Below are 25308 nucleotides of genomic sequence, written 5' to 3' on the forward strand. Positions count from 1 at the left end.
ACCGGTCCGGCGGCCCGGTGGTGCGATGGCCCGGTGGTGCGTCGGCCCGGTCGTTCAACGGCCCGACGGCCGGATGGTTCCACGGCCGGCCCTGCGGCCCGGTGGTGCGCGGCCCTGCGGCCGGGTAGCCCGACGGCTCAGGAGAACGCGGTGGTCCCGCGGCCCGGCGACGGATGCACTCCGGCCCGGTACTTGGGAACCCTGACCGCGATCTTCATCCCCGCGCCGACGCCCGTCTCGATGACGAGCCCGTAGTCGTCCCCGTACACCTGACGCAGCCGGTCGTCCACATTGCACAGACCGATCCCCGCCGACCCCGGACGCTCCCCCGCGAGAATGCGGCGCAGCTCGGCCGGATCCATGCCCACACCGTCGTCCTCGATCGTCACCATGGCCTCCGCCCCCGCATCCTGTGCCGAGATGATGATCCGGCACTCGCCCGTGGAGTCCTCCAGGCCGTGTTTGACCGCGTTCTCGACGAGCGGCTGCAGGCAGAGGAACGGCAGCGCGACCGGCAGGACTTCCGGCGCGACCTGGAGGGTGACCTTGAGCCGGTCGCCGAAGCGCGCCCCGGCGAGCGCCAGATACTGCTCGATCGAGCGGAGTTCGTCGGCCAGGTTGGTGAACTCGCCGTGCCGGCGGAAGGAGTAGCGGGTGAAGTCGGCGAACTCCAGCAGCAGTTCGCGTGCCCGCTCCGGGTCGGTCCGGACGAACGAGGCGATCGCGGCCAGCGAGTTGAAGATGAAGTGCGGCGATATCTGGGCGCGCAGGGCGCGGATCTCCGCCTCGATCAGCTGGGTTCTGGACCGGTCCAGCTCGGCCAGTTCGAGCTGGACGGAGACCCAGCGGGCCACTTCGGTCGCGGCGCGCGCCCGTACGGCCGACTCCCGCGAGCCATAGGCGACGAGCGCGCCGAGCACGCCTTCCTCACCCGTCAGCGGGGCGATCACGGCCCACCGCAGCGGGCACTCCAGATCCTCGCACTCGGTGTGCACGCTCTGGCCTCGCTCGGATTCCAGCGTCTCGGCGACGCGTGCCATCACCTGCCACGCATGGTGGTCGGCGCCGGGTCCGTCCCAGGCGAGCACGGTCTCGCGGTCGGTGAGACAGAGCGCCTCGGTGCCCAGCAGCGAGCGCAGCCGGCGGGCCGCTTTGCGCGCGGTGTCCTCGGTGAGGCCCGCCCGCAGCGGCGGCGCGGCGAGCGACGCGGTGTGCAGCGTGTGGAAGGTGGCCCGTTCGACGGGGGTGCCGAGGTCGAGATCGGCCCGGCCGCCGCGGCGTTCGACCAGGCGGCCGAGCACGATGCCCACGACGAGGACGACCACTCCGGCGGCGGCCAGCGCCGCCGTCTCGGTACCGGTCATCGCTCCGCTCCTTCGGGCTGGGTACGGCCGACGAGGTCCTCCGGCAGATGCAGCCGGGCGAGGATCGCGCCGGTCGTGGGGGGTATGTGGCGCGGGGTGGCCAGGGACACCAGCACCATGGTGAGGAAGCCGAGGGGTACCGACCAGACGGCGGGCCAGGCCATCAGGGTGTGCGCCCATCCCTCGGGGGCGAGTCCCGCCCGCGTCGCCATCACCGCCGTCAGCGCGGATCCGCCGCCGATGACCAGCCCGGCGGACGCGCCCGGCGGGGTGAGCCCGCGCCACCAGATGCCGAGGACGAGCAGGGGGCAGAACGAGGAGGCGGAGACGGCGAACGCGAGTCCGACGGCGTCGGCGACCGGGACATGGGTGGCGACCACACTCAGGGCGAGGGGCACCGCCACGGCGAGCAGGGTCGCCAGCCGGAAGTGCCGTACGCCCCGCGAGGGCAGCACATCCTGCGAGATGACCCCGGCGACGGACATGGTCAGCCCGGACGCGGTCGACAGGAACGCGGCGAACGCGCCGCCCGCGAGCAGCGCCCCGAGCAGATCCCCTGCCGTCCCTCCGAGGATCCGTTCCGGCAGCACCAGTACGGCCGCGTCCGCGTCACCGGTGAGGGCGAGTTCGGGGGCGTAGATCCTGCCGAGCGCGCCGTACACCGGTGGCAGGAGATAGAACGCCCCGACGAGTCCGAGTACCACCAGGGTGGTGCGGCGGGCGGCGCGCCCGTTGGGGCTGGTGTAGAAGCGGACGGCGACGTGCGGAAGTCCCATCGTGCCGAGGAAGGTCGCGAGGATCAGCCCGTAGGTGGCGTACAGGTGGTAGCCGTCCCGGCCGCCGGACAGCGGCTGGGACCAGCTCGCCGGGTCGCTCCCGGAGGTGACCCGCTCGGGGACCTCCGCTCCTGCGGGGAGGCCGAGGGTCGTCCCCCGCTCCAGCTTGTGCGCGCCCCCGTCGAGGGTGACCGTCCCGCCCTCGTACGCTCTGCCGTCGATCTCGCCGTCGACGGTGAGGGTCAGGGGCCGGTCCAGTTCGATCCGTACGGTGTCGTCCAGCCGTACGGTGGTGTGCTCCCGCAGGACGGCGGGCGCGTCGAAGCTCGCGCGCGGCGCGTCGGCCCCGGCCCACGCGGCGACCAGGAAGAGCGCGGGCACGAGCAGCGCGGTGAGCTTCAGCCAGTACTGGAACGCCTGCACGAAGGTGATGCTCCGCATCCCGCCCGCCGCGACCGCTCCGGTGACGACGAACGCGACGACGACCGAGCCGACCCAGCCGGGCGTTCCGGTGAGGATCTCCAGCGTCAGTCCCGCGCCCTGGAGCTGGGGCAGCATGTAGAGCCAGCCGATGCCGACGACGAAGAGGCTGGCGAGTCGTCGAACGGCGGCGGATTCGAGGCGGGCCTCGGCGAAGTCGGAGAGGGTGTACGCGCCCGAGCGGCGCAGCGGTGCCGCGACGAGCACCAGCAGGACGAGATAGCCGGCGGTGTAGCCGACCGGGTACCAGAGCATGTCGGGGCCCTGGAGCAGCACCAGTCCGGCGATGCCGAGGAAGGAGGCGGCGGAGAGGTACTCGCCGCTGATGGCGGCGGCGTTGAGGCCGGGTTTGACCGTGCGGGAGGCGACGTAGAAGTCGGAGGTCGTCCGGGATATCCGCAGGCCCAGCCCGCCGATGAGGACCGTGGCGAGCACCACGACGGTGACGGCGGTGACCGCGTACGCCTGGTTCACCGGGGCGCGCCCGGGTGCGGGTGCGTGGGCAAGGGGTCAGCGCCCTTCCACGAGCCTGATGAAGTCCTCCTCGTTGCGCTCGGCCCGGCGGACGTAGCGGCGGGCCGTCAGCCACATGACGGGGTAGACCGCCACACCCAGCGCGGCCCAGACGAACGGCTCCGGGGAGAGGGAGCGGCCGTCGAGGGCGGCGGGCAGCGCGAAGAGCAGGGGGAGGGTGCCGACGAGGAGGGCGAGGGTGCCGAGCGCGTAGAGCGCGGCCCGCAGCTGGCTGCGCATCAGGGAGCGGACATAGGTCGCGCCGAGCGTGGTGTGCTCGCTGATCTCGGACCGGGCGGGCGCGTGGCCGGGGGCGCGCCTGGCGGCGCGGGGCACGCCGGTGACCACCTCTCGGCGGGGCCGTTGCTCTGCAGACATCGTCGTCCGCTCTCTCGGGGAGGGTCGGAGGATCGGGAGTCTGGGAGTCTACGCAGGAGCGATTACCGACGGTAGACGTCTACGGAGAGGCGTCCTCGCGGGGTGCGGTCGGCGTGGCGGACCCGGTCGGCGTGGCGGATCCGACGGCGGGCGTACGGCGGTCAGCCGCCTGCCTGGCGCATCAGCAGGTCCCGGAGCTGGCGGGCGTGGCGGCGGCTGACGGCGAGTTCCGCCGAGCCCACGCGCACGGTGGTCGCCCCGGCGTCGAGGCGGAGTTCGTCGATGCGGGCGAGGGCGACGAGATGGCTGCGGTGGATGCGTACGAAGCCTCGGGAGGCCCAGCGTTCCTCCAGGGTGGAGAGCGGTATGCGGACCAGATGGCTGCCGCCGTCCTCGGTGTGGAGCCGGGCGTAGTCGCCCTGGGCCTCGGCGTAGGCGATGTCGTGGATCTGGATGAACCGGGTGATCCCGCCCAGTTCCACGGGGATCTGGTCGGCGCTGCTGTGCACCGGTGTGCTCGCCGGACCGGCCGCGGAGGTCGACGGGTCCGGGGGCCGGTTGTCGCGGGTGGTGAGGACCTGGTCGCGGACCCTGCGTACGGCCTCGGCGAGCCGTTCTCTGCGGACCGGCTTGAGGACGTAGTCGACCGCCTTCAGGTCGAACGCCTGGACGGCGAAGCCCTCGTGGGCCGTGACGAAGACGATCAGAGGGGGGCGGGCGAAGCGGGCGAGCAGCCGTGCCACGTCGAGGCCGGTGAGTCCGGCCATATGGATGTCGAGGAAGACGACGTCGATGCCGTCGTCGCCGTCGGGCGCCGCGTCGAGGGCGCGGCTGATCCGGCGGAGTGCCTCGGTGGCGTCGGTGGCTCCCTCGGCGCTGGTGATCCGGGGATCGGAGCGCAGAAGGTAGAGGAGTTCCTCCAGTGCCGGTTTCTCGTCGTCGACGGCCAGTGCGCGCAGCATGCTGCGGAGTGTAAGGGTGCTCCGGCCACCGGGCCACGGTGCTCGTGTGGCGGGAGCCGGCGAACCAGCCCCGGACGGCCGCGGCGGCTCACGGGACCGGAACCGGTTCGGCTCCGGGGGTGAAAGGCGGGAGAAGTCCGGGGCTGTCATCGCCCGCGGAGTTGAGTACAACCCGGCTTGAGTCCGTATTCAACGGCGTCCGAACGCGAGGGACGCGGTGGCACGAATGAGGAATCGAGGACGCCATGAGCATCCAGCAGCGGCACGAGGACGTGGCCGCCTATGCGCTGGGCGTCCTGGAGCCCGGCGACACATTCCGGTTCGAGGAACACCTCTCCGATTGCGTGCTCTGCACAGTACAGCTTTCGGAATTCGGCACGGCGGCTTCCGCGCTTTCCGAACTCGCCGCTCTCGGGGCCCCCCGCGTTTCTCCGTCGCTCCGGCTGCTCGACCGGCTGGACGACGAGGTCTCTCTGATACGGCGGCGCAGCCGCAGGAGGCGGTTCCGGCTGATCATGGCCGCTGCCGCGCTGATCATCGCGTTGCCGGCAGGGGCGTTCGCCGCTCGCGGCGCGGACCGGGCTCCGGACGGGTCGGCGGTCCGGGTCACGGCGACTGACGCCACGACCGGTGTCACCGCGTCCGCCGCGGTGGAGGACCAGCCCTGGGGCACGGCGGTCACAATGCGGCTCACGGGGCTCGAGGGACCCGCCGTATGCCGGCTGCTCGCAGTCGACAGAGACGGGATCGAACGTCCGGTGCTGAGCTGGAAAGTGCCTGCCGGGGGCTATGGGACCGGCTCCCCCGGCGGTGAGGAGGCGCTGGACATCCAAGGGAGCACGGATGTGCCCAGCGACCGGATCGGCCGCTGGGAGGTGCGCACCTTCGACGGGAGGCCCCTGGTCACGCTCACAGGCTGAACGGTCGGTCCGCGGCCGGTCCGCCCGCCGGCTTCCAAAGCGCGCCTGTGCTCTGCCTTCCGCACGCACCCTGTTCCCCGGCCTCGGTACGTAGCCCGTCGCCCGTCGCCCGTCACGGGTTCCGTCCGCTACTTGAGCAGCCGGGAGAGCCGCCGGTCGGCGAGCGGCTTGCCGCCCGTCTGGCAGGTGGGGCAGTACTGGAGCGAGGATTCGCTGAAGGAGACCTCGCGGATGGCGTCCCCGCAGACGGGACACGGCTCCCCGGTGCGCCCGTGCACCCGCAGCCCGCTCTTCTTCTCGGCCTTGAGCCGCCCCGCCGCGACCCCGCGTGAGCGCTCGACGGCCTCGCCGAGTGTGGTGCGCAGCGCTTCGTACAGCACGGTGATCTCGTCGTCGCCGAGATTCCCCACGGGCTTGAAGGGCGACAGCTTCGCGGCGTGCAGGATCTCGTCGCTGTACGCGTTGCCGATGCCCGCGATCAGGCTCTGGTCGCGCAGCGCTCCCTTGATCTGCCGCCGCTCCCCGGCGAGGAGCGCGGCGAAGGCTTCGCGGTCGAAGGAGTCGGCCAGTGGGTCGGGGCCGAGGCGGGCGACGCCGGGCACCTCGGCCGTGTCCCGGACGAGATGGACGGCGAGGCGCTTGGCGGTCCCGGCCTCGGTGAGGTCGAAGCCGGCGCCGGAGGCGAGGACGGTACGCAGGGCGAGCGGGCCCTTGCCGGGCCGGGGCGGTGCGGCCGGGAACTCGTCCTTCCAGCGGAGCCATCCCGCGCGGGCGAGATGAATGACCAGATGGAGTCCGCCCACACTGATGTCGAGCCATTTTCCGTGCCGGTCGACGGCGGTGACGGTGGCCCCTTCGATGGCGGTGAGGGGAGGGTCGTACGTCTTGAGGACACTGATGGCGAGCGGCAGGACGCGGGCGATCTCCTGCCCCTTGAGATGGGCGTCGAGGAATTCTCTCAGGGATTCCACTTCGGGCAGTTCCGGCATGAATCCAGGGTGCCGCAGTGGAGGGAATGCCGCAGTTTCAGGCGGGCGCGGCCCGAGGGCGGTGACGGCGTACGGGCGGGGCCGTCGTGGTCGCGGTGGTCCGGACCTCCTCGGCGGAACCCCTTGCGTGCGGCGGAGCACGCGCGGGGCGCGGCTCGCGCCGGGATCTACCGCGCGAGCTCCCGCAGTTCGTCCAGCTCTTCGGCCAGCCCCCACACGAGCCGGTCCAGATCCGGGACGGCCTTGCCGTCGGCGACCAGGCCCACATGGACCTGCCCGCCGTACGTCGTCAGGGCGACCGCCAGGGACTGGCCCCGCGCCAAAGGGGCCATGGGGTAGATCTCGCGCAGGGGGCAGCCGCCGAGGGAGAGCGCCGAGCGGGGCAGCGGCACGCTCGTGACCAGGACGTCGAAGAGCATGCGCGCCGCGCCCCCGGCGAGCGGGGCGCCGAAGCGGTGGGCCAGGGGCGGCAGCTGGTCGGCGAGGACCGCGACCGCGCCGGCGCCCTTCATCGGGCCCGCCGCCTTGTTGCGGTCCATTGCGGTGCGCACCGCGGTCAGCCGGGCGCGCGGATCCGCCTCGGCGACCGGCAGTTCGAGGAGGTAGGCCGAGAGCTTGTTGCCGGAGCCGGGCGGGCTGCCCGGTCTGCGGCGGGAGACGGGGACCAGGGCGCGCGGTCCGCTCAGGGGCAGATGGTCGCCGCGCTCGCTCAGCCAGCGTCTGAGCCCGCCCGCGACGATCGAGAGGAGGACGTCGTTCGCGGTGCCGCCGACCGCCTTGCGGACCAGCTGTACGTCCTCCAGATCGAGCACCTTCGTACCGAGCCGCCGGGTGCCGCTGGAGCCCGCCGCGAGAGCGGGCAGCCCCCGCGGGTCGAGACGGCTGGCACGTACGACGGAAGCTCCCACTCCGACCGCCCGGCCCAGATCGTCGATGCGGTCACGGGCGAAGCCGATGAGCCGGCCGGGGTCGGCGAACCACGGCCGGTCGGGCGCGGGCCGGGCCGCCCGCAGCAAACGGGCCCGTACACCGCGGGGGTCGGCGATCTCGTCGAAGATCCCCGCCCCGATCGCGACCGCGCGCATCCCGTCCGCGAGAGCGTGATGAAGCTTCACCAGGACGGCGAAGGAGCCGCCCGGAGCGCCGGTGAGCAGATACATCTCCCATGGCGGCAGTCCGCGTTCGAGGGGCCGTTCCATGAGTTCACCGGCGATGGCCGTGGCCTCGGCGGTGAAGTCGCCGCCGGGGAGACGGAGCCGGTGGACATGCCGCCGTACGTCGAAGTCTTTGTCGACGGCCCAGGCGGCTCCGCCGACGGGCAGCAGTACGTCCCGTACCCGCATTCTCAGCCGCCGGATCGCGGTCGCGCGCGCGGCGAGCAGTTCGAGGACGCCGTCGTCGTCGAGGTCCCCCTCCCCGGCGGGGGCCGAGAAGAAGGCGAGCGCGCCGAGGTGCATCGGATGACCCGCTGACTCAAGGTGCCAGAACGCCAGGTCGAGTGGGGCGAGTAGCTCGCTGCTCACGGTGTCCTCATGTCCTAGAAGGCCAGGGAATGCGCAGTCAATCGCCTTCGGTCGGTTACGGTCAAGTACGATCATTTCACGCACAGTTAACAACGGATTCGCGACGCGCGCCTCTGCTGTCACCCGATGTGCCGGTCGTTCGGCTCCGCCGATCCGTCCGCTTCCGGGTCCGGTGCGGCGAACTCGCACCACACGCACTTGCCGTGGCCGCGCGAGTCCACGCCCCAGGCGTCCGCCAACCGGTCCACCAGCAGCAGGCCCCGCCCGGAGACCCCGGACTCCCCCGCGTCCCGTCGTCTGGGCAGTGCGCTGGAGCGGTCCTCCACCTCGACCCGCAGCCGTCGCTGGGGACCGAACAGCACACGGACGGTGAGGTCGGCACCGCCGTCGGTGTGCAGCAGGGCATTGGTGACTATCTCATCGGCTACCAGTTCGATCTCGTCGACGCGCTCTCGCGCGCCCCAGGCCCGTACCGCCGAACGGACCATGTGCCGGGCCGAGCGCAGCGCGTCGGGGTCGTTCTGAGCGACGTGCTGATGGAGCCGGCCGCCCGTCCTGGGGGTGAGCACGCCGCGGCGGCGCAGCAGCAGCATGGCCACATCGTCCTCGCCACCCCGCTCCTCGACCACGTCGCACAGATGGTCCGCGAGTCGCTGGATGTCGCGGGGGCCGCTGCGGACGAGCGCGGAGAGCAGCTGCATCCCGTCGTCGAGGTCCTCGCCGGGCATCTCCACGAGACCGTCGGTGTACAGGAGCAGGGTCTGCCCGGGGTCCAGCTCCACGGTGGTGACGGGATACTCCATCCGCCCGAACTCCGCCGAGAGGCCGAGCGGCAGCCCGCCCTCCACGGGCAGCCGGCGGCAACTGCCGTCGGTGTCCCGCAGCAGCGGGTCGACATGCCCGGCGCGGACGACCTGGACCACTCCGCTGGAGAGGTCCGCCTCGGCGTACAGGCAGGTCGCGAACCGGTCGGTGTCCAGTTCGTGCAGGAAGACGGAGGCGCGTGCCATCACCGCGGAGGGGGTGTGGCCCTCGGCCGCGTACGCCCGGAGCACGATGCGGAGCTGGCCCATGACGGCCGCCGCGTCGGTGTCATGGCCCTGTACGTCCCCGATGACCGCGCCGACCCGGCCGCCGGGCAGCGGAATGACGTCGTACCAGTCGCCGCCGATGTCCCGGCCCATACGGGCCGACCGGTAGCGCACCGCGATCTGCGCGCCGGGCACGTCGGGGATCCGGCGCGGCAGCATCGCCTGCTGGAGCCCTTCGGCGAGGTCGTGTTCCTGGTCGTAGAGCACGGCGCGCTGGACGCTCTGGGCGATGCTGCTGCCCAGGGCGATCAGCAGATTGCGCTCCTCGGAGGTGAAGCGGGTCCGGTCGCCGTACAGAAGGCCGAACGCGCCGATGGGCCGGCCCTGGGCGATCAACGGCAGATAGGCGGCGGCCTTGACGCCCAGATCCTCGATATGGGGCCAGAGCACCGGATAGGAGTCGGCGAAGTCCGCCGGCCCCTCGATGAAGCGGGGAGCGAGGGTGCGTACGACCTCGCTCATGGGGTACTGATCCTCCACGCGGGTGTACCGCGTTCCGGGGACGAACGTTTCCTCCGGGTCCCCCGCGACCAGATGGATCCGGCCGCCGGGCTCCAGCAGTCCCATGACCAGACTGGTCGCGCCGAAGATCTCCGGGCCTCGGGCGTCCTTGAGCACATCGATGACGTCCTGCACGGTCCGGGCGCGGGCCAGGGCGGCGGTGGTGGACTCGACGACGCTGGTCTGCCACCGCCGCTCGGTGTCGGCGGCGATACGGGCGGTGGAGCCGGCCAGTTCCTCGGTGGCGTCGCGGACGATGCCGATGACGCGCTGGGGGCGGCCGGTGCCGTCACGGCGCACACAGCCCTGAGTGTGCATCCAGCGCAGGCTGCCGTCGCGGCGGCGGATGCGGAAGTACACACCGTAGTGCTCGCTGCCGTTCTTGATCGCCTGTGCCACCAGTGCGTCCAGCCGGGCGGCGTCCTCGGAGGGCACCCGGGCGATCAGGCTCTCGTGGCGGCCGTCGTACTCGCCTGGCCGCATGTCGAGGACGTGGTGGGCGGGCTGGTCCAGATGCATGAGTCCACTGGCCAGGTCCCAGTCGAAGCTGCCCATGCGATTGAGGGTCAAGCTCCGGTCCGGTCCGGCCGGCCAGTCGTCGGGAAGCGTCAGGGCCCCCGCTGCCCGATCAACCATGGGGCCACTCTGCCATCATTTGTCGGATTCTTCGACCGGGTGGCGCGATCGCATCGATCAGTCCTCGTGGTCGTCCGGCCCCGTCGACCGCTTTTCGGGGAGGAGAGGGTCGGCGTCGTCGGGGTCGGTCTCCTCGCCGGACCGCCTACCGGAATCGGTCTCGTCGCCGGAAGGCGCATCGCGCTCGGCGTCTTCGCGGGAAGGCACATCGGGGTCGGTCTCGTTGCCGGGCGCGTCGCGATCGGTCCCCTCGTCGGACTGCCTACCGGAGTCGGTCCCCTCGTCGGACGGTCTGCCAGAGTCGGTCCCCTCGTCGGACTGCCTACCGGAGTCGGTCCCCTCGTCGGACGGTCTGCCAGAGTCGGTCCCCTCGTCGGACTGCCTACCGGGATCGGCCGGGGTCTCGTCCGGATCGCCGGACGGGGACGGCGACTCGGTCCCGGTGTCGCTCTCCTGGTCGGGCGGGTCGGCGGGGGTCTGGGACGGCGGGTAGGCGTAGATGTCGTCGGGGACGACGGGCGGCAGCACTTCGGGGCGCTTGTCCTGCTCCCCGTCGGTGCCGGTCCTCCGGTCGACCCAGGTGTCATGGGCGACGTCGACGATGACAAGGCGCCCCATGGCCCGCGGGGTCGACTTGACGACGACGATCCGGTCGGGCCGGTACCCCTTCCACAGCCGGCCCTTGTGGATCACCGCGCCCTTGACGGCGACCGGGGACGTGAGGGGGTTGCCGCCGGCGCAGCGGACGCGCGGCGCGCCGTGCCGGTCGACGAGTACGGCGGTGCCCGCCTGGAGCACGGCATGCCGCGCGACGGCCGAGCCCCCCTTGAAGCCATGGCTGGTGACACGGGTGTCGGTGCGCAGGACGACGGGGGTCAGCTCATGCAGAAAGCCGGGGACGCGCTCACGGTCGATGCCCGCGCCCGCCGCGAAGGCGCGCACCTTGGCCGGGTCCGCGCGCAGCAGCGTGAGCTGCCGTTCGACGTCGCAGCTGCCGGCGAAGCGCGTGCCCCCGTACAGGCCCGGCGTGGCGCCGGAGACGGTGCGCAGGGTCTGGCCACGGGTGGCCTGGCCGCTCTCGGGGGCCGGCAGCGCGAGGGGCGCGGGAGCGGGCACGTACAGTTCCCGGACCGTGGTGGCGGTGTAGGGATCGGGGCCCTGGCCGACGGCGGGCTGCAGGAGGACTTCCTCGTCCCTGTCGGGCGCGGGCGGGGCGGGGCTGTCGCCGCACCCGGAGAGCAGGATTCCGAGGGACGCGGTGGCGGACAGCGCGGCGGCGGACGACCACCGGCGACGAGTGGACCATCGACAACGTTTGGGACGCACGAACCTCTCCCGCCTCTGCACCATGATCGTCCTTCTGACCCCTCAAGTTCTGCCGGATTCCTGACACCGCCGCGACTTGGACGCGTTCAATCGGGCGCATACGCTCGGCGGGCAGGGGAGCCGATCCCGTTCGAGCCCTGGGGTGTGATGGGTGTGTCCGCGCTGGTCGACCGGATCGCGAGGCTCGGCCTGACGGCCGCCGCTTCGTCCCGCGGACGCCGGGCGCCGTCCAAGCCGGCCGTGCCCGCCCGGCGCACCCTCACCTACCCCGAGGTGGGGGCCACCCTCCTCGGCCCGATGCCGGACGGCTACCACCATCTGCACCACACGGTCCGGATCGGCCGCGGGCGCGAGGTCTTCGAGGCGGCGGGCGCGGCCGTCACCGCCTGGCGGATGCACCGGGCGTCGGGGGTCCGGCTGCGGGCCACGGCCGAGCGCGCCGAAGCCGGGGTCCGGGTCGAGGTCTCGGCCGGTCCGGGCCCGCTGCGGATTGCCGCGCCCTGCGAGATCGTCTGGGTGTCGTACGGACGGGACCGTACGGGTTTCGCCTACGGAACGCTGGACGGGCACCCCGAGCGCGGTGAGGAGTCCTTCGTCGTCGACATCCGGGACGACGGTTCGGTGTGGTTCACCGTGATGGCCTTCAGCCGTCCGGCGCGCTGGTACACCCGGCTGGCCGGCCCGCTCGTGCCCGTCCTCCAGAAGGCGTACGCCCGACGGCTGGGCGACACCGTGCGGCGGCTGGCCGCCGACCGATACTGGAGGTGATGGAGTGGTTCGGCGACGGCGGCTACTGGCTGAGCCGGCTGATCTTCCAGCGGACCCTGGCCGCCGTGTACGTGGTCGCCTTTCTCACCGCGGCCCTGCAGTTCCGGGCGCTGATCGGCGAGAGGGGCATGCTGCCGGTGCCCGCGTATCTGCGCCGCACACCGCCCGGAAGGGCTCCCGGCCTGTTCCGACTGCGCTACTCCGACCGGCTGTTCGCGCTCTGCGCCTGGACGGGGGTCGCCCTGTCGGCGGCGCTGGTCGCGGGAGCGGCGGACCGGCTGCCGCTCGCGGTCGCGATGGTCTGGTGGGCCGTGCTCTGGGTGCTGTATCTGTCGATCGTCAATGTCGGACAGACCTGGTACGGCTTCGGCTGGGAGTCCCTGCTGCTGGAGACCGGCTTTCTCGCCGTCTTCCTGGGCAATGACCGTACGGCTCCGCCGGTGCTGGTGCTGTTCCTGCTGCGCTGGGTGCTGTTCCGGGTGGAGTTCGGCGCGGGGCTGATCAAACTGCGGGGCGACCGGTGCTGGCGCGATCTGACCTGCCTCTACTACCACCATGAGACCCAGCCGATGCCGGGCCCGCTGAGCTGGTTCTTCCACCGGCTGCCCCGGCCACTCCACCGGGCCGAGGTGGCGGCGAACCACGTCACCCAGCTGGTGGTGCCGTTCGCGCTCTTCACGCCGCAGCCGGTCGCGAGCGTCGCGGCGGGCCTGATCATCTGCACCCAGCTGTGGCTGGTCCTCTCCGGGAACTTCGCCTGGCTGAACTGGCTGACGATCGTGCTCGCCCTCTCCGCCGTGGACACCTCCCTCGTCGTGTCCGCGCCCCGGCTGCCCGGCCCGCCGCTCTGGTACGCCGTGGTGGTCATGGCCGTCACCGCGCTGGTGGTGGTGCGCAGCTACTACCCCGCGCTCAATCTGGTCTCGCGCGAGCAGCGGATGAACACGACCTACGACCCGTTCCATCTGGTCAACTCCTACGGGGCGTTCGGCACGGTGGGCCGGGTGCGCCACGAGCTGGTGATGGAGGGCACGGACGAGAGAGAGCCGCACGCGGGCACGGTCTGGCGGGAGTACGGCTTCAAGGGCAAGCCCACGGATGTCCGCAGGCTGCCGCGCCAGTTCGCGCCGTACCATCTGCGGCTCGACTGGATGATGTGGTTCGCCGCCCTCTCCCCCGTCTACGCCCGCTCCTGGTTCGGCCCCTTCGTGGAGCGGCTGCTGGCTGGGGACCGGGACACCCTGCGGCTGCTCGGCCGCAATCCGTTCCCCGACGCTCCGCCGGTTCATGTGCGGGCCCGGATCTGGCGGTACCGCTACACGACCTGGCGGGAGCTGCGGACGACCGGCGCGTGGTGGCACCGCGACGGCGTGCGGGAGTTCCTGCCGCCGACCCGGCTGCGCTGATCCGGGCGGGGCAGGCGGGGCCTCGGTCCGGGCGGGGCGGCCGGCCGGGCCCTGCCGGTCGCCGCCGCCGCTCGAAGGCCACCCATTCCGGGCATTCCCAACTCCCCTGCTACGGCTACCCTTTTGAAGGAGCAGCAGCCGACCATGGGGAACGCACGATGAACGACGAGCCGCTCTCGGACTGGGTGAAGCGCCGCGACGCGAGGATCGGCAGGCTCCGCGCCGTGCCGATCGTGGGGCGCGGGGAACCGAGGGGGGCGCATCTGCGTCCGGACGCGCCGCGCGCCGTCGAGCGCTGGAACGGGCACGCCTGGGAGCTGCACACGATCGCAAGGAATCTCGCCGAGGCGAGGCGGCTGCTGCATCCGGAGCCGCACTGTCCGGAGACCGCCCCGGAAACGGTACGGCCGACGGCCGAGGGCGAGGTCGACCCCGCGGACGGCGGTACGGACCCCGGCCCGGGGACGGGGAGACATCGCAAGCGCGGAGCGCCGCGGCCGGACCCGCGCTGACCTCGGCGGGCCGGGGGCGGCGACCTCGGTAGCGGCCCACTGAAGGCGGTCCGCGCCCGGGGGCGCGGCCGTCGGGGAGCACGATGCGGGGCTTGGGGACGGCTGTGCCCCCGCGGGTCTCCGCGGGGGCACGCTCCGGGCTCTTCGCCCGGCCGGTTCCCAAGGGGCCGGGCCGGGCGGGTCGGCGGTGCGGTCCGGACCGAAGAGTCCGGAACCGTACCGGATCAGTCGATTCCGGGCAGGATATGCGGTTCGGCCAGGTCATCCTCGTAGCCGGCCAGCCGGATCGGGGCCGACCGGGCCCAGACTTCCAGGCTGCCGAGTTCGTCGGACCGGGTGACCCGCTCGCCGGTGCGTTCCGGGGGCCGGGTCTCGTGCTTCTTCACATCAGGTGTCACCGCGCACTCCTCTGTGTCGCGTAACTGGGACAGGGGCCGTTCGGTCGCGGTGGCGCCGGCATTCGGGCGGGACCGCAGCCTGGTTGCAGACGTGTCCCAGGACGGCCAAGGGAGGTTTTTTGGGTCCCTTGGAGACGTCCGTGGCCCTCAGAGTAACCAAATGAGCAAGGGCATGCTCGATGGGGCCGGAAATTCTACCCATTTCAGGCCACCGAACTGAGCGGGCACCAGGCTTTACGGCCTGGATGCCCGGTCAGCGCGCCGCTACGGGCCGCCACCCGAATGGAGCAGCAAAGGCAGTGGCCGGGATGAGTTCACGGTGAACCCATCCCGGCCACGGAAGCCGGAGCTGTCCCGGTCGTCTCGTACGCGGGGAAATGGCGCGTTTCGTATCCACGGCGGCGACCGAAGAGGTCGGCTACCGAAGGCTCCGGCCACCGAAGACGCCGGCCTCGAAGGCCGGGGCGCGATGGCCGCGCGCCGCCCCGGTCGGGCTACCAGTTCGCCGGGGCGTAGTCCTTGAGGAAGCAGCCGTACAGATCCTCGCCGGCCTCACCGCGCACGATGGGGTCGTACACGCGGGCGGCCCCGTCGACCAGGTCGAGCGGTGCGTGGAAGCCCTCGTCCGCAAGGCGCATCTTGTCGGGGTGGGGGCGCTCGTCGGTGATCCAGCCCGTGTCGACGGCGGTCATCAGGATGCCGTCGGAGTCGAACATCTCCTGGGCGCTGGTGCGGGTGAGCATGTTCAGCGCCGCCTTGGCCATATTGGTGTGCGGGTGGCCCGCGCCCTTGTAGCCGCGGCTGAACACGCCTTCCATCGCGGAGACGTTCACCACGTACGTCCGCTTGGCCTCGGCGGCGGCCATGGCCGGGCGGAGCCTGCTGATCAGGATGAACGGCGCGGTGGAGTTGCAGAGCTGGACCTCCAGCAGCTCCACCGGGTCGACCTCGGAGACGGTCTGGACCCAGCTGTTGGTGGCGTGGAGGTCCGGCACCAGGCCGCCCGCGTCGATCGCGGTGCCGGCCTCGATACGCGCCGGGGTCGCCGAGCCGGACACCAGTGCCAGACCGGTGACGTCCTCGGCGGTCAGCCCCTCGCCCGTCGCCGACGGCAGCGCGGCCACGGACTCGACGGCACCACTGCCGAAAGTACCGATGATCTGCGCGGGCGGCAGCTCGCCCATGGGCAGCGGGGCGGATTCGGCGGCGACGAGTTCGCGGTACGCCTGCGGGGAGCGGCGCACGGTCTGCGCGGCGTTGTTGATCAGAATGTCCAGGGATCCCCGGGCCGCGACGGAGTCGGCCAGCGCGACGACCTGAGCGGGGTCGCGGAGGTCGATCCCCACGATCCGGAGGCGGTGGATCCAGTCGTCGCTGTCGGGCATCGCCTTGAAGCGGCGGATCGCGTCGTTGGGAAAGCGCGTGGTGATGGTGGTGTGCGCGCCGTCGCGCAGCAGGCGCAGCGCGATGTACATCCCGATCTTGGCGCGCCCGCCGGTGAGCAGGGCGCGCTTGCCCGTCAGATCGGTACGGGCGTCCCGGCGCATCCGGTTCTCGGCGGCGCATTCGCGGCAGAGCTGGTGGTAGAAGGCGTCGACCTCGACATAGCGGGTCTTGCAGATGTAGCAGGAGCGCGGGCGCTGGAGAATCCCCGCGATCTCTCCGGTGACGGAGGACGAGGGCAGGAGTCCTTCGGTCTCGTCGTCGATCCGTTCGGCGGAGCCGGTGGCCGTCGCCTCGGTGACCGATTTGTCGTGCGCGGTCTTGGCGGCCCGCCGCTCCTGGCGACGGCGCTGCTTCACGGTCCGGTAGATCCCCGCCGTGGCCCGGCGGACGGTGATCGCGTCCGGGTGGTCGACCTCCAGCCGGTCCAGTTCGTCCAGCACGCTCAGGCAGACGGCCAGCCGCTCAGGGTCGATCCCCGGTCCGTACGCCGGACTGTCCTCTGTCACCGTCATGAGCCTTGCCGTTTCCTTGAGCGCGGGCACGAGCGCGTCCACGCGCGTTCTGCGGGTTCCAAATGCGCAACCTTACGGCCCGGCCGGGTGTGGGCCAAATGAGGGTCGCGCACCCCGGTCCACGGCTCCCCCGCCGTGACGATGCCCGGCACGGCCGCGCGAGGTCCCGGGCCACCTGGACCTCGCGGTCGGTCCCGGAGCCGGGCCGCCTGGACCTCGCGGTCGGCCGAGGCCCCTGGAGTCCGCACGCATCCGGCCGGTCGTTCTCCGTAGCGCGGATCCCGTTTCCGGGGACGGCGTTACGGCTGCTGGTCGCGGTCGACGCCGGCCCCGGCCGTCACACACCTGCCGCGCACACCCGCCGCACGGCTGCCGCCGTGCCTCGTCACGCCTTCTCCAGCAGTTCCTCGTACAGCTCGTACGTCTGCCGGGCCACCTGGTCCCAGCCGAACTCGCGCACAGCTCGCTGACGTCCGGCCACGCCCATCCTGGTGGCCTCGAACGGGTCGTCGAGCACCCGGTTCACCGACTGGGAGAAGGCCGACTCGAAGGCTTCGGGGCGCCGGGCGTCGTACGGCACCAGCAGACCCGTACGCCCGTCGTCCACGACCTCGGGAATGCCGCCGACGGCGGAGGCGACGACGGGCGTCCCGCAGGCCATGGCCTCCAGATTGACGATGCCCAGCGGCTCGTACACCGACGGGCACACGAACACGGCCGCGTGGGTGAGCAGTTGGATGACCTGGGGGCGGGGCAGCATCTCGGGGATCCAGTGGACTCCGTCCCGCATCCGGTCCAGCTCGTCGACCAGCTCCCGGAACTCGGTTTCGAGCTCCGGCGTGTCGGGCGCGCCCGCGCAGAGCACCAGCTGCGCTTCCGGGTCGAACGTGCGGGCGGCGCGCAGCAGGTGGGGCACGCCCTTCTGCCGGGTGATCCGGCCGATGAAGAGCACGTAGGGACGGTTCGGGTCGACGCCGATCCGTTGCAGTGCCGTCGTCTCTTGGTCGGGACGGTAGAGGCGGGTGTCGATGCCGTTGTGGATGACGCGCACGGCGGCGGGGTCGAGGGCCGGATAGCAGGCGAGGATGTCGTTCCGCATCCCCCGCGAGACGGCGACGACCGCGTCGGCGGCCTCGATCGCCGTGCGCTCGGCCCAGCCGGCGAGAGCGTAACCGCCGCCGAGCTGCTCGGCCTTCCAGGGGCGCAGGGGTTCCAGGGAGTGCGCGGTCATCACATGCGGCACGCCGTAGAGGAGTTTGGCGAGGTGGCCCGCGAGATTGGCGTACCAGGTGTGGGAGTGGACCAGTTCGCGCCCGGCCAGTTCGGCGGCCATCGCCAGATCCACGGAGAAGGTGCGCAGCGCGTCATTGGCTCCGGCGAGCCCCTCGGCCGGCCGATGGCGCAGTACCCCTTCGGCCTCGCCCTCACCCCAGCAGTGCACCTCCAGTTCGGTCAGCGCCCTCAACTCATGGGCGAGGAACTCCACATGGACCCCGGCGCCGCCGTAGACGTCCGGGGGGTACTCGCGTGTGAGCAGTCCCACCTTCACCCTTCGATGGTCACCCACCGGGGGGCTGCGGGGAAGACTGCGTCCGGGGCGGGCCGCCGGGCGGGCGGTCGAAGACGCAGTCGCCGCAGAGCCCGCCGCCCGCGCGGTAGTACAGGCAGCAGCTGGTGCGGCGCATCCGGGGTCCTTCGACGGTGCCGGACAGATCGGGGTGGGCGAAGAGTTCGGCGGCGAGTGCGCTCGCCCGCCCGGCGACTTCGGGTCTGCCCTCGCGGTGCGACCAGGAGTGGATCTCGCGTACGGCTCCGGCGAGCGCCGAGCCCGCGTTGCCCCACAGCAGTCGGGGGGAGATCCCCGTGTCCCGGCGGAAGGCTTCGGCGAGCGGCGCCAGATGGCCGTACTGCACGGTCCGTCTGATCGCGGCGGCGTCGGCGGGCACCGAGCGCGGCCGGGTCAGCAGCAGATCGTCGGGCGAGCCGCGTTCCGGGGCCCAGTGGAGGCGTTCGGGGTCCAGTTCGGGCAGTCGTCCGGTCAGCGCGGCCGAGCCGAGGGCGATGGACCAGAGCCGGGCGGCGAGCCCCAGCTGGGCGATGGAGGCGGCGACGCGACGCTCGGACGCGCCGAGCCGGGCGGCGACGGTGTCGACACGGAGCGTGAGGGGCGCGTCCTCGCCCGCGTAGAGCCGTGCGAGCGGCTGCCCCTGAGTGATGTCAGGGGCAGCCACCTGGCCGCCTGGGCTCTCCGCACGGTCACGGCCGGGGTCACGGTCGTGCCGCGGGTCCGGCGTCGCGGTCCGCAGGGCGAAGAATCCGCCGATCGAAGCCTGATCCCGCAGGTCCATGCCCCCGCTCACCGTCCTGTCGCGTGTCAGTCGCCTCGGTTCCCCGCCGGTCACCGTATCCCGGTCGGCCCGCTCGCCCACCTCCGCTGACCTGGCCGACAGCCGGGCATAGGACTTTAGGCTTACGTTCGTACTCCGTCGGCAGTACGAACAAATCCCTGCTCAAGGACGACGACGCGGGCGCGGAACAGAGAGATCGTGGTCTCTATGAGTTCCCTCATGCTGGCGGTGCTTCTGTCTCTGGTCTCCGCGGTCGCCTATGCGGCCGGGGCGATCGTGCAGGAGCGTGTCGCCGCGTCCACGCCCGCCCGGCCGTACGCTCCCCTGCACCACGCCGGGTGGTGGTTGGCCGTCTCCCTGAACGGCGTCGGCGCGCTGCTGCATGTGGTCGCCCTGGCCTACGGGCCGCTGAGCGTGGTCCAGCCGCTGGGGGCTCTGACGATCGTGTTCGCGCTGCCGATGGCCGCGATCTTCGTACGGCGGAGGGCCGGTGCCGCCGCGTGGCAGGGCGCGATCCTGGCAACGGTCGGGCTCGCGGGGCTGCTGGCGCTGAGCGGGGACGCCGGCGCGCACTCTCTGGGCACCGGTCAGCGTGGGGTTCTCGCGGCGGCGACCTTCGGGGTCGTCGCGCTGATCTTCCTGGTGGCGCAGACGATTCACCGGCCCGTTCTGCGCAGTGTGCTGCTGGCCGCGTCCGCGGGAGTGGCGTTCGGCATCGCCTCGGTGTTCACCAAGACCGTCGTGGTGGACTGGATCTGGTCGCAGCCGCTGGCCCAGTGGTCGAGCATGATCGCGGTGGCGGTGCTGGCCGTCGGCGGACTGCTGCTCTCCCAGGCGTCGTACCGGGGTGCGGGGCTCGCGGCTCCGCTGGCCACGGTCACGGTGGTCAATCCGGTGGTGGCCGCGGCCGTCGGCATCACCATGTTCGGCGAGGGCTTCCGGTACGGGATCCTGGGCACCGTACTGGCGCCCGCCTTCGGGGTCCTGGCGGCCTCGGGGCTCGTCCTGCTGACGACGGAGCGGCTCGCCGCCTCGCGCAGGCAGTCGGGAGCGGGCGAATCGCCCGCGGGGGACCTGCGGTCGCCCGAGATCCTCGCGCCGTCCGGAACGCCGACTCCGACGGACCCCGCGGGGCCGGGACATCGCCCGGCCGAGGTCCGCTCGCCGTCGGACCCTTCCGCGGCCGGCGTGCCGCAGAAGGGCCGATTTCCGGAGAGCCGTTCCCCGGGGGGCCGGGCTCGGGAAGCCAGGGCTCGGGAGTGCCTTTCTCCGGAGAGCCGGACGAGAAGCTCAGAGCGAGACGCCGCCCGACCTGAGGTAGGCGAGGGGGTCGATGTCGGACCCGTACCCCGGACCTGTCCGGACTTCGAAGTGGAGATGCGGTCCTGAGCTGTTGCCCGTGGATCCCGAGCGGGCGATCCGCTGGCCGCTGTCGACCGACTGGCCGGAGCGCACGCTGACGGCCGACAGGTGCGCGTACTGGCTGTACTTGCCGTCGGTGTGCCGGATCACGACCTGATAGCCGTACGATCCGCCCCAGCCCGCGGAGACGACCAGCCCGGAGGCGACCGCCTTGACGGATGTGCCGGTGGGCACGGGGAAGTCGACTCCGGTGTGGTAGCCGCTGGACCAGGCGGATCCCGACTTGCGGTACGGGGTTCCGGTGGAGGCTTCGACGGGTGCGCTGAGCCCTGACCGGGAGACGGTGGACCTCGCGGCCCGTGCCGGTTCGGCAGCCTGCTTCTTCGGCTTGGGGGCCGCCTTCTTGAGCGCCTTGGGGGCTTCCTTCTCCGGTGCCTTCGGGGCGGTGCGTTCGGGTGCCTTGGGGGCCTGACGCGGGGTCGCGGGGACCGTCCGCTCCCGCTCGGTCCCCGGTGCGGCGGTCGACGGGCGGTGCTGGGGTGCCTTCATCCGCAGGACGAGCCGCTGGCCGGGGTATATCAGATCGGGGTCGGAGCCGACGACCTCGCGGTTCTGCGCGTACAGCTTCTGCCAGCCGCCCTGGACGTCCTTCGCCGCCGCGATCCCGGAGAGCGAGTCGCCGCGGCCCACGGTGTAGCCCTCGCGCTGGGTCGGCACCGTGGTCGGAGTCGCCTTCGACTGCTTCTGCTGGTGCTTCCGGGGTGCGGACCGCTGAGGGGCCGACTGCTTCGGGGATGCCTGCTTCGCCCGGTGCTCGCCCTGCGCGCTCTTGCCGTCGTCCTTGGCGGAGCCCCGTTCGGGCGAGATGTCGGGCGAGTCCCCGCCCCGGGTGAGCCCGGCACGGACCGAGCAGCTGGGCCAGGCGCCGGGGCCCTGCCCCTCGAGGACCCGTTCGGCTACCGCGATCTGCTGGTCCTTGCTGGCGAGATCCGCGCGCGGGGCGTACTCCCGGCCGCCGTACGCCTCCCAGGTGGATTGGCTGAACTGGAGCCCGCCGTAGTAGCCGTTGCCGGTGTTGATGTCCCAGTTGTTGGTGGATTCGCAGGCCGCGACCTTCTCCCAGACGTCCACGGACGCCGCCTCGCTGGTCCCCGCGCCGATGAGCGGCAGAGCCATACCGGCGCTGCCCGCGGTCACCGTGAGTGAGGCGCGATTGATGCGGCTCGGTTGGTATCGGCGGTGTCGCCCGGTTGCGGCCATATGGAATCCCCCATTGAGCAGGACGGTCGGTTCACAGAAACTTCAGATCACGGAAAGGTCACGTACCAAGCGGTCAACCTAGACGCTGGGTCCGGATGATGACAAGTGCTCACTCCCCGCGCACCGAGGCACAGGGGGCGAATGCGCCGTATGGGCCCCGGTTTCCGACGCGCCCGTGGGGGTGCACTTCAGGCGAGACCGGGAACTTCCGGGAACTCCTCGGCCTCGCCGATCGATGAATGGCTGAGGCCGCCCGTACGTATGAGTGGGGGCGGAGACGGACTTCCGACGGACTTCCAGGAGCACGAATGAGTGGTACAGCCCAGATCGGTGTCACGGGACTCGCGGTGATGGGCCGCAATCTGGCCCGGAACTTCGCCCGCAACGGCTTCACGGTCGCCGTGCACAACCGTACGGAGGCCAGGACACGGGAGCTGGTCGAGGAGTTCGGTGACGAGGGCCGTTTCATCGGGGCCGAGTCCGCACAGGAGTTCGTCGCGGCACTGGAGCGCCCGAGACGCCTGGTCATCATGGTCAAGGCGGGCGAGCCGACGGACGCCGTGATCCAGGAGTTCGCACCGCTACTGGAGGAGGGCGACGTCATCATCGACGGCGGAAACGCCCACTTCGCCGACACCCGCCGCCGCGAGAAGGAACTCCGGGCGCGCGGCATCCACTTCGTGGGCGTGGGCATCTCGGGCGGCGAGGAGGGCGCTCTGCACGGGCCGAGCATCATGCCGGGCGGCTCGGCCGAGTCGTACGCCTCGCTGGGGCCGCTGCTGGAGAAGATCGCCGCGAGGGCGCACGACGGCGCACCGACGGTCGCGCACATCGGCCCGGACGGCGCGGGTCACTTCGTGAAGATGGTGCACAACGGCATCGAGTACGCCGATATGCAGCTGATCGCCGAGGCGTACCATCTGCTGCGCTCGGTGGCCGGGTACTCCCCCGCGCGGATCGCGGAGACCTTCCGCGCCTGGAACACGGGCCGTCTCGACTCGTATCTCATCGAGATCACCGCGGAGGTGCTGGCGCACACGGACGCGGCGACGGGAAAGCCGTTCGTCGACATCGTGACGGACCAGGCGGAGCAGAAGGGCACCGGCCGCTGGACCGTGCAGATCGCGCTCGATCTGGGCGTTCCCGTCTCCGGCATCGCGGAGGCGGTCTTCGCGCGTTCGCTGTCGGGGCACGCGGATCTGCGCGGCGCGTCGCGGGGGCTGCCCGGCCCGTCGACCTCGGCGCTCGGCGAGGAAGAGGCGAGCCGGTTCGCCGACCGCGTCGAGCAGGCGCTGTACGCGTCCAAGATCGTGTCGTACACCCAGGGTTTCCACCAGATCCAGGCCGGCAGCGAGGCGTACGACTGGAACATCGACCTCGGCTCGGTGGCGTCGATCTGGCGGGCCGGCTGCATCATCCGGGCGGTCTTCCTGGACCGGATCCGCGAGGCGTACGACGCGCAGCGCGATCTGCCGAGCCTGCTGTCGGACAAGCAGTTCGCGGCGGAGATCGGCGCGGCGCAGGACGACTGGCGCGAGGTGGTGGCGACGGCCGCCCGGCAGGGCGTGCCGACGCCGGGCTTCTCGGCGGCTCTCGCGTACTACGACGCCCTTCGGGCGGAGCGGCTGCCGGCCGCCCTCACCCAGGGGCAGCGGGACTTCTTCGGCGCGCACACCTACCGGCGGACCGACCGGGAGGGCTCGTTCCACACCCTCTGGGGCGGTGACCGCTCGGAGATCGCGTCCGGCTGACGTTCGTTCCGGTTCCGGGCGCGGCCGGTCCGCGCCCGGAACCGGCCCGCGTCAGGACGGCTCCGAGGCGGGCACCCGTTGCCGGGCGGACTCCGGCTCCGGTTGCGGCTCCGGGCGCTGTCAGACCGGGCCCGGTGCGGGTTCCGGCTCCGGCGTCGGTTCGGGGCCGGGCGTCGGTGGCCGCGGAATGGGGTCCGGCGCCGGTCCCGGCGCGGGCGCGGGGCCTGGCGGGGGCGGGGGTACGGGCTCGGGGACCGGGCTCGGCGTCGGACCGGGCGGTCCCGGCGTCGGCACGGGTGAGGGCGGTACAGGGGGCTGGGTCATGCCTGACCTCCAAGGTGCGGAGTCGGTGCGTTCCCACTGTCTCCCCGTCCGCGTTCCCCCGCTCGCGGGATCCACACACCATGGGTCGCGTTCGGGCGGGAAAGCCGGGCCGGGCGGGTGCCCGGCCCACACGGGCGGCGGTGCCCGTCGTGCCGAGCGTGTCAGCGAGCGCCTCCGCTCACCGCCATGGCCGCGCGCAGACCGGACCGGGGGCTGGACAGCACCGGTACGGCCGTGGTCGTACGGTCGGCGGCGTCCGCCATCGATGCCTGGGCGAGAACGATCACCTCGGCGTCCCGTACGGCGTCGGCGGCGGACGCGACGGCGTCGAGGTACCCGTCGCGGTCACCGGCCAGGAAGCGCTCCCATGCCTCCTCCACCAGGACCGTCCGCAGTTCGACGCCTTCCCGCCCCGCGGTTTCCTCGCGGATCAGGGCCTCGGTCGGCTCCCGTGTTCCGCGCAGCGCCGCGATCACCACGATCCGCCGGGACCTCGCGGCGGTGGCGGCCATCGGCCGGTCGACCCTGAGCACCGGTACGCCCAGTCCGGGGGCGAGCGCCTCGGCGACCGCGCCGATCGTCGAGCAGGTGCACAGGACGGCTCCCGAGCCGTCGGCGACGGCCCGCGTCAGGACGTCCGCGACAGCCGGTGCGACGGCGTCGGGCCCTTCCTCGACGGCACGGGCGAGCAGGTCCTCGCGCACGAGATGGCGCAGTGCGGCGCCCGGATGGTCCTGATCGCGCAGAGCGTCGAAGACCGGGATGTGGACCGGGGAGGTGTGCAGGAGGACGAGCATGGGGGAACGGTAGTCGGCGGGCGTGCGCCGGACGGGCTGTCGTGCCGCCCGGCCGGGGCGACACGACGCTCTCGCTCCGGGGCTCACCCGAGGGGATTCGCCCTCAGCTGCTTCTTCGCCGCCTCGACCAGCGCCGCGGGCGCGACGGGCGCCTCGTCCGGGTGCCGCTCGGCCCACTTGGCGGCGTACGGACAGAGCGGGACGACGGGGACGCCCTCCCTGTCGGCCATCGCGTAGAACTCACGGACGAGAGCGCCGGCGATCCCCTTCCCCTCGTGCCCCGGCTCGACCACCGTGTGCACCGCGACCAGCGCGGCGGGGTCCTGGTCCAGTACGAAGTAGGCGATGCGTCCGGTGACCCGGCCGTCCTCGTACGCCTCCAGCAGGCCCTTCGCCCGCTGGTCACGGATGTCGTACTCGGGCTTGTCGGACATGACGGCTTGCTCCTTCGGTCGTACGGGCGGAAACGGCGGATCGTGCGGATCGTCGCGGGAACGGGTGGCCGGGCCGAGGGCTCAGCTCACCGCGTGCGGGCTGCGCTCGGCGCGGCCGCCGGGTACGGGCGCGGAGGCGTCCGAGCCCAGCTCGACGATACGGTTCTCCGCGTCGACATGGACGACACGGGGTACCGTCGCGCGCGCCTCGGCGTCGTCGACCTGGGCGTAACTGATCAGGATCACCAGGTCACCGGGGTGGACGAGATGCGCGGCGGCCCCATTGATCCCGATGACTCCGGAGCCGCGCTCGCCCTCGATGACATACGTCTCCAGCCGTGCGCCGTTCGTGATGTCCACGATGTGCACCAGCTCGCCCGGCAGAAGATCCGCCGCCGCCATCAGGTCGGCGTCGACGGTCACGGATCCGACGTAGTGGAGATCGGCCTGGGTCACGGTGGCGCGGTGGATCTTGGACTTGAGCATGGTGCGCAGCATCGGGGCACTCCGGAAGGTAGGCTCCCTGCCTGC

Annotated in this window: 22 protein-coding genes; 6 read left to right on the plus strand and 16 right to left on the minus strand. The window is 72.1% G+C overall.

Translation table 11 applies throughout. The features are described from left to right. Positions 1 to 137 precede the first annotated feature (137 nt). The 4 genes from ACWEFL_RS05050 to ACWEFL_RS05065 all read right to left on the minus strand — a co-directional run bounded on the left by ACWEFL_RS05050 (position 138) and on the right by ACWEFL_RS05065 (position 4473). The gene (locus ACWEFL_RS05050) at positions 138 to 1364 is read right to left on the minus strand and encodes a sensor histidine kinase (protein ID WP_451707571.1); all 1227 of its coding nucleotides are present in this window, start codon (positions 1362 to 1364) and stop codon (positions 138 to 140) included. After that, complete coding sequence (locus ACWEFL_RS05055; protein WP_451707574.1) at positions 1361 to 3094, minus strand: sodium/solute symporter; 1734 nt, start codon at positions 3092 to 3094, stop codon at positions 1361 to 1363. The genes ACWEFL_RS05050 and ACWEFL_RS05055 overlap by 4 nt, the downstream gene beginning before the upstream one ends. 36 nt (positions 3095 to 3130) lie before the next feature. Further along, entirely contained in the window at positions 3131 to 3511 is a 381-nt protein-coding gene (locus ACWEFL_RS05060) for a hypothetical protein (protein ID WP_451707576.1), read from the minus strand. 161 nt (positions 3512 to 3672) lie between these two features. Beyond that, positions 3673 to 4473, minus strand: a complete 801-nt coding sequence (locus ACWEFL_RS05065; protein WP_451707578.1) for a LytR/AlgR family response regulator transcription factor — start codon at positions 4471 to 4473, stop codon at positions 3673 to 3675. A 245-nt stretch (positions 4474 to 4718) separates the two neighbouring features. Here ACWEFL_RS05065 and ACWEFL_RS05070 point away from each other — a divergent pair, with 245 nt between their 5' ends. Beyond that, positions 4719 to 5393, plus strand: a complete 675-nt coding sequence (locus ACWEFL_RS05070; protein WP_451707580.1) for a hypothetical protein — start codon at positions 4719 to 4721, stop codon at positions 5391 to 5393. Between the two features lie 128 nt (positions 5394 to 5521). On the opposite strand, the gene ACWEFL_RS05075 is transcribed toward ACWEFL_RS05070, so the two are convergent. The 4 genes from ACWEFL_RS05075 to ACWEFL_RS05090 all read right to left on the minus strand — a co-directional run bounded on the left by ACWEFL_RS05075 (position 5522) and on the right by ACWEFL_RS05090 (position 11459). Continuing rightward, the gene (locus ACWEFL_RS05075) at positions 5522 to 6382 is read right to left on the minus strand and encodes an Fpg/Nei family DNA glycosylase (protein ID WP_451707583.1); all 861 of its coding nucleotides are present in this window, start codon (positions 6380 to 6382) and stop codon (positions 5522 to 5524) included. Between the two features lie 167 nt (positions 6383 to 6549). Continuing rightward, on the minus strand, positions 6550 to 7905 hold the full coding sequence (locus ACWEFL_RS05080) for a wax ester/triacylglycerol synthase family O-acyltransferase (RefSeq protein ID WP_451707586.1): 1356 nt from the start codon (positions 7903 to 7905) through the stop codon (positions 6550 to 6552). A gap of 119 nt (positions 7906 to 8024) precedes the next feature. Further along, on the minus strand, positions 8025 to 10133 hold the full coding sequence (locus ACWEFL_RS05085; protein ID WP_451707588.1) for a SpoIIE family protein phosphatase: 2109 nt from the start codon (positions 10131 to 10133) through the stop codon (positions 8025 to 8027). A gap of 57 nt (positions 10134 to 10190) precedes the next feature. After that, positions 10191 to 11459: a DUF6777 domain-containing protein gene (locus ACWEFL_RS05090; protein WP_451707591.1), complete on the minus strand. Its 1269-nt coding sequence runs from the start codon at positions 11457 to 11459 to the stop codon at positions 10191 to 10193. A 240-nt stretch (positions 11460 to 11699) separates the two neighbouring features. Between ACWEFL_RS05090 and ACWEFL_RS05095 the strand changes: the two genes are divergently transcribed. From ACWEFL_RS05095 to ACWEFL_RS05105, 3 genes are all read left to right on the plus strand, one after another. Next, on the plus strand, positions 11700 to 12227 hold the full coding sequence (locus ACWEFL_RS05095; protein WP_451708097.1) for a DUF1990 family protein: 528 nt from the start codon (positions 11700 to 11702) through the stop codon (positions 12225 to 12227). Next, the gene (locus tag ACWEFL_RS05100; protein WP_451707594.1) at positions 12227 to 13633 is read left to right on the plus strand and encodes a lipase maturation factor family protein; all 1407 of its coding nucleotides are present in this window, start codon (positions 12227 to 12229) and stop codon (positions 13631 to 13633) included. The genes ACWEFL_RS05095 and ACWEFL_RS05100 overlap by 1 nt, the downstream gene beginning before the upstream one ends. 158 nt (positions 13634 to 13791) lie before the next feature. Beyond that, on the plus strand, positions 13792 to 14145 hold the full coding sequence (locus ACWEFL_RS05105; RefSeq protein WP_451707597.1) for a DUF6087 family protein: 354 nt from the start codon (positions 13792 to 13794) through the stop codon (positions 14143 to 14145). Positions 14146 to 14369: 224 nt separating this feature from the next. Here the strand turns inward: ACWEFL_RS05105 and ACWEFL_RS05110 are convergent, their stop codons facing one another. The 4 genes from ACWEFL_RS05110 to ACWEFL_RS05125 form a co-directional block, all read right to left on the minus strand. Next, a complete protein-coding gene (locus ACWEFL_RS05110; protein ID WP_451707600.1) occupies positions 14370 to 14543 on the minus strand; it encodes a hypothetical protein in 174 nt (57 codons plus the stop codon). A 494-nt stretch (positions 14544 to 15037) separates the two neighbouring features. Next, on the minus strand, positions 15038 to 16501 hold the full coding sequence (locus ACWEFL_RS05115; protein WP_451707603.1) for an SDR family NAD(P)-dependent oxidoreductase: 1464 nt from the start codon (positions 16499 to 16501) through the stop codon (positions 15038 to 15040). A gap of 385 nt (positions 16502 to 16886) precedes the next feature. After that, positions 16887 to 18050: a glycogen synthase gene (gene glgA / locus ACWEFL_RS05120; protein WP_451707605.1), complete on the minus strand. Its 1164-nt coding sequence runs from the start codon at positions 18048 to 18050 to the stop codon at positions 16887 to 16889. Positions 18051 to 18060: 10 nt separating this feature from the next. Further along, positions 18061 to 18849: an IucA/IucC family C-terminal-domain containing protein gene (locus tag ACWEFL_RS05125; RefSeq protein WP_451707608.1), complete on the minus strand. Its 789-nt coding sequence runs from the start codon at positions 18847 to 18849 to the stop codon at positions 18061 to 18063. A 207-nt stretch (positions 18850 to 19056) separates the two neighbouring features. On the opposite strand from ACWEFL_RS05125, the gene ACWEFL_RS05130 reads away from it, so the two are divergent. Beyond that, on the plus strand, positions 19057 to 20238 hold the full coding sequence (locus ACWEFL_RS05130) for a DMT family transporter (RefSeq protein WP_451707610.1): 1182 nt from the start codon (positions 19057 to 19059) through the stop codon (positions 20236 to 20238). Here ACWEFL_RS05130 and ACWEFL_RS05135 read toward each other — a convergent pair. Further along, positions 20140 to 21471: a transglycosylase family protein gene (locus tag ACWEFL_RS05135; protein WP_451707613.1), complete on the minus strand. Its 1332-nt coding sequence runs from the start codon at positions 21469 to 21471 to the stop codon at positions 20140 to 20142. The two genes, ACWEFL_RS05130 and ACWEFL_RS05135, sit on opposite strands and share 99 nt — an antisense overlap. Before the next feature lie 308 nt (positions 21472 to 21779). On the opposite strand from ACWEFL_RS05135, the gene gndA reads away from it, so the two are divergent. Beyond that, a complete protein-coding gene (gndA, locus tag ACWEFL_RS05140) occupies positions 21780 to 23222 on the plus strand; it encodes an NADP-dependent phosphogluconate dehydrogenase (protein ID WP_451707615.1) in 1443 nt (480 codons plus the stop codon). A gap of 485 nt (positions 23223 to 23707) precedes the next feature. Here the strand turns inward: gndA and ACWEFL_RS05145 are convergent, their stop codons facing one another. The 3 genes from ACWEFL_RS05145 to panD all read right to left on the minus strand — a co-directional run bounded on the left by ACWEFL_RS05145 (position 23708) and on the right by panD (position 25275). After that, the gene (locus tag ACWEFL_RS05145) at positions 23708 to 24343 is read right to left on the minus strand and encodes an aspartate/glutamate racemase family protein (protein WP_451707618.1); all 636 of its coding nucleotides are present in this window, start codon (positions 24341 to 24343) and stop codon (positions 23708 to 23710) included. An 83-nt stretch (positions 24344 to 24426) separates the two neighbouring features. Then, positions 24427 to 24777 carry a GNAT family N-acetyltransferase gene (locus tag ACWEFL_RS05150; protein WP_451707621.1) on the minus strand — a complete coding sequence of 117 codons (351 nt, stop codon included), beginning with the start codon at positions 24775 to 24777 and terminating at the stop codon, positions 24427 to 24429. Positions 24778 to 24858: 81 nt separating this feature from the next. Continuing rightward, complete coding sequence (gene panD / locus ACWEFL_RS05155) at positions 24859 to 25275, minus strand: aspartate 1-decarboxylase (protein WP_451707623.1); 417 nt, start codon at positions 25273 to 25275, stop codon at positions 24859 to 24861. Between the last annotated feature and the right edge of the window lie 33 nt (positions 25276 to 25308).

It is taken from the genome of Streptomyces sp. NPDC004838, from assembly GCF_053600955.1.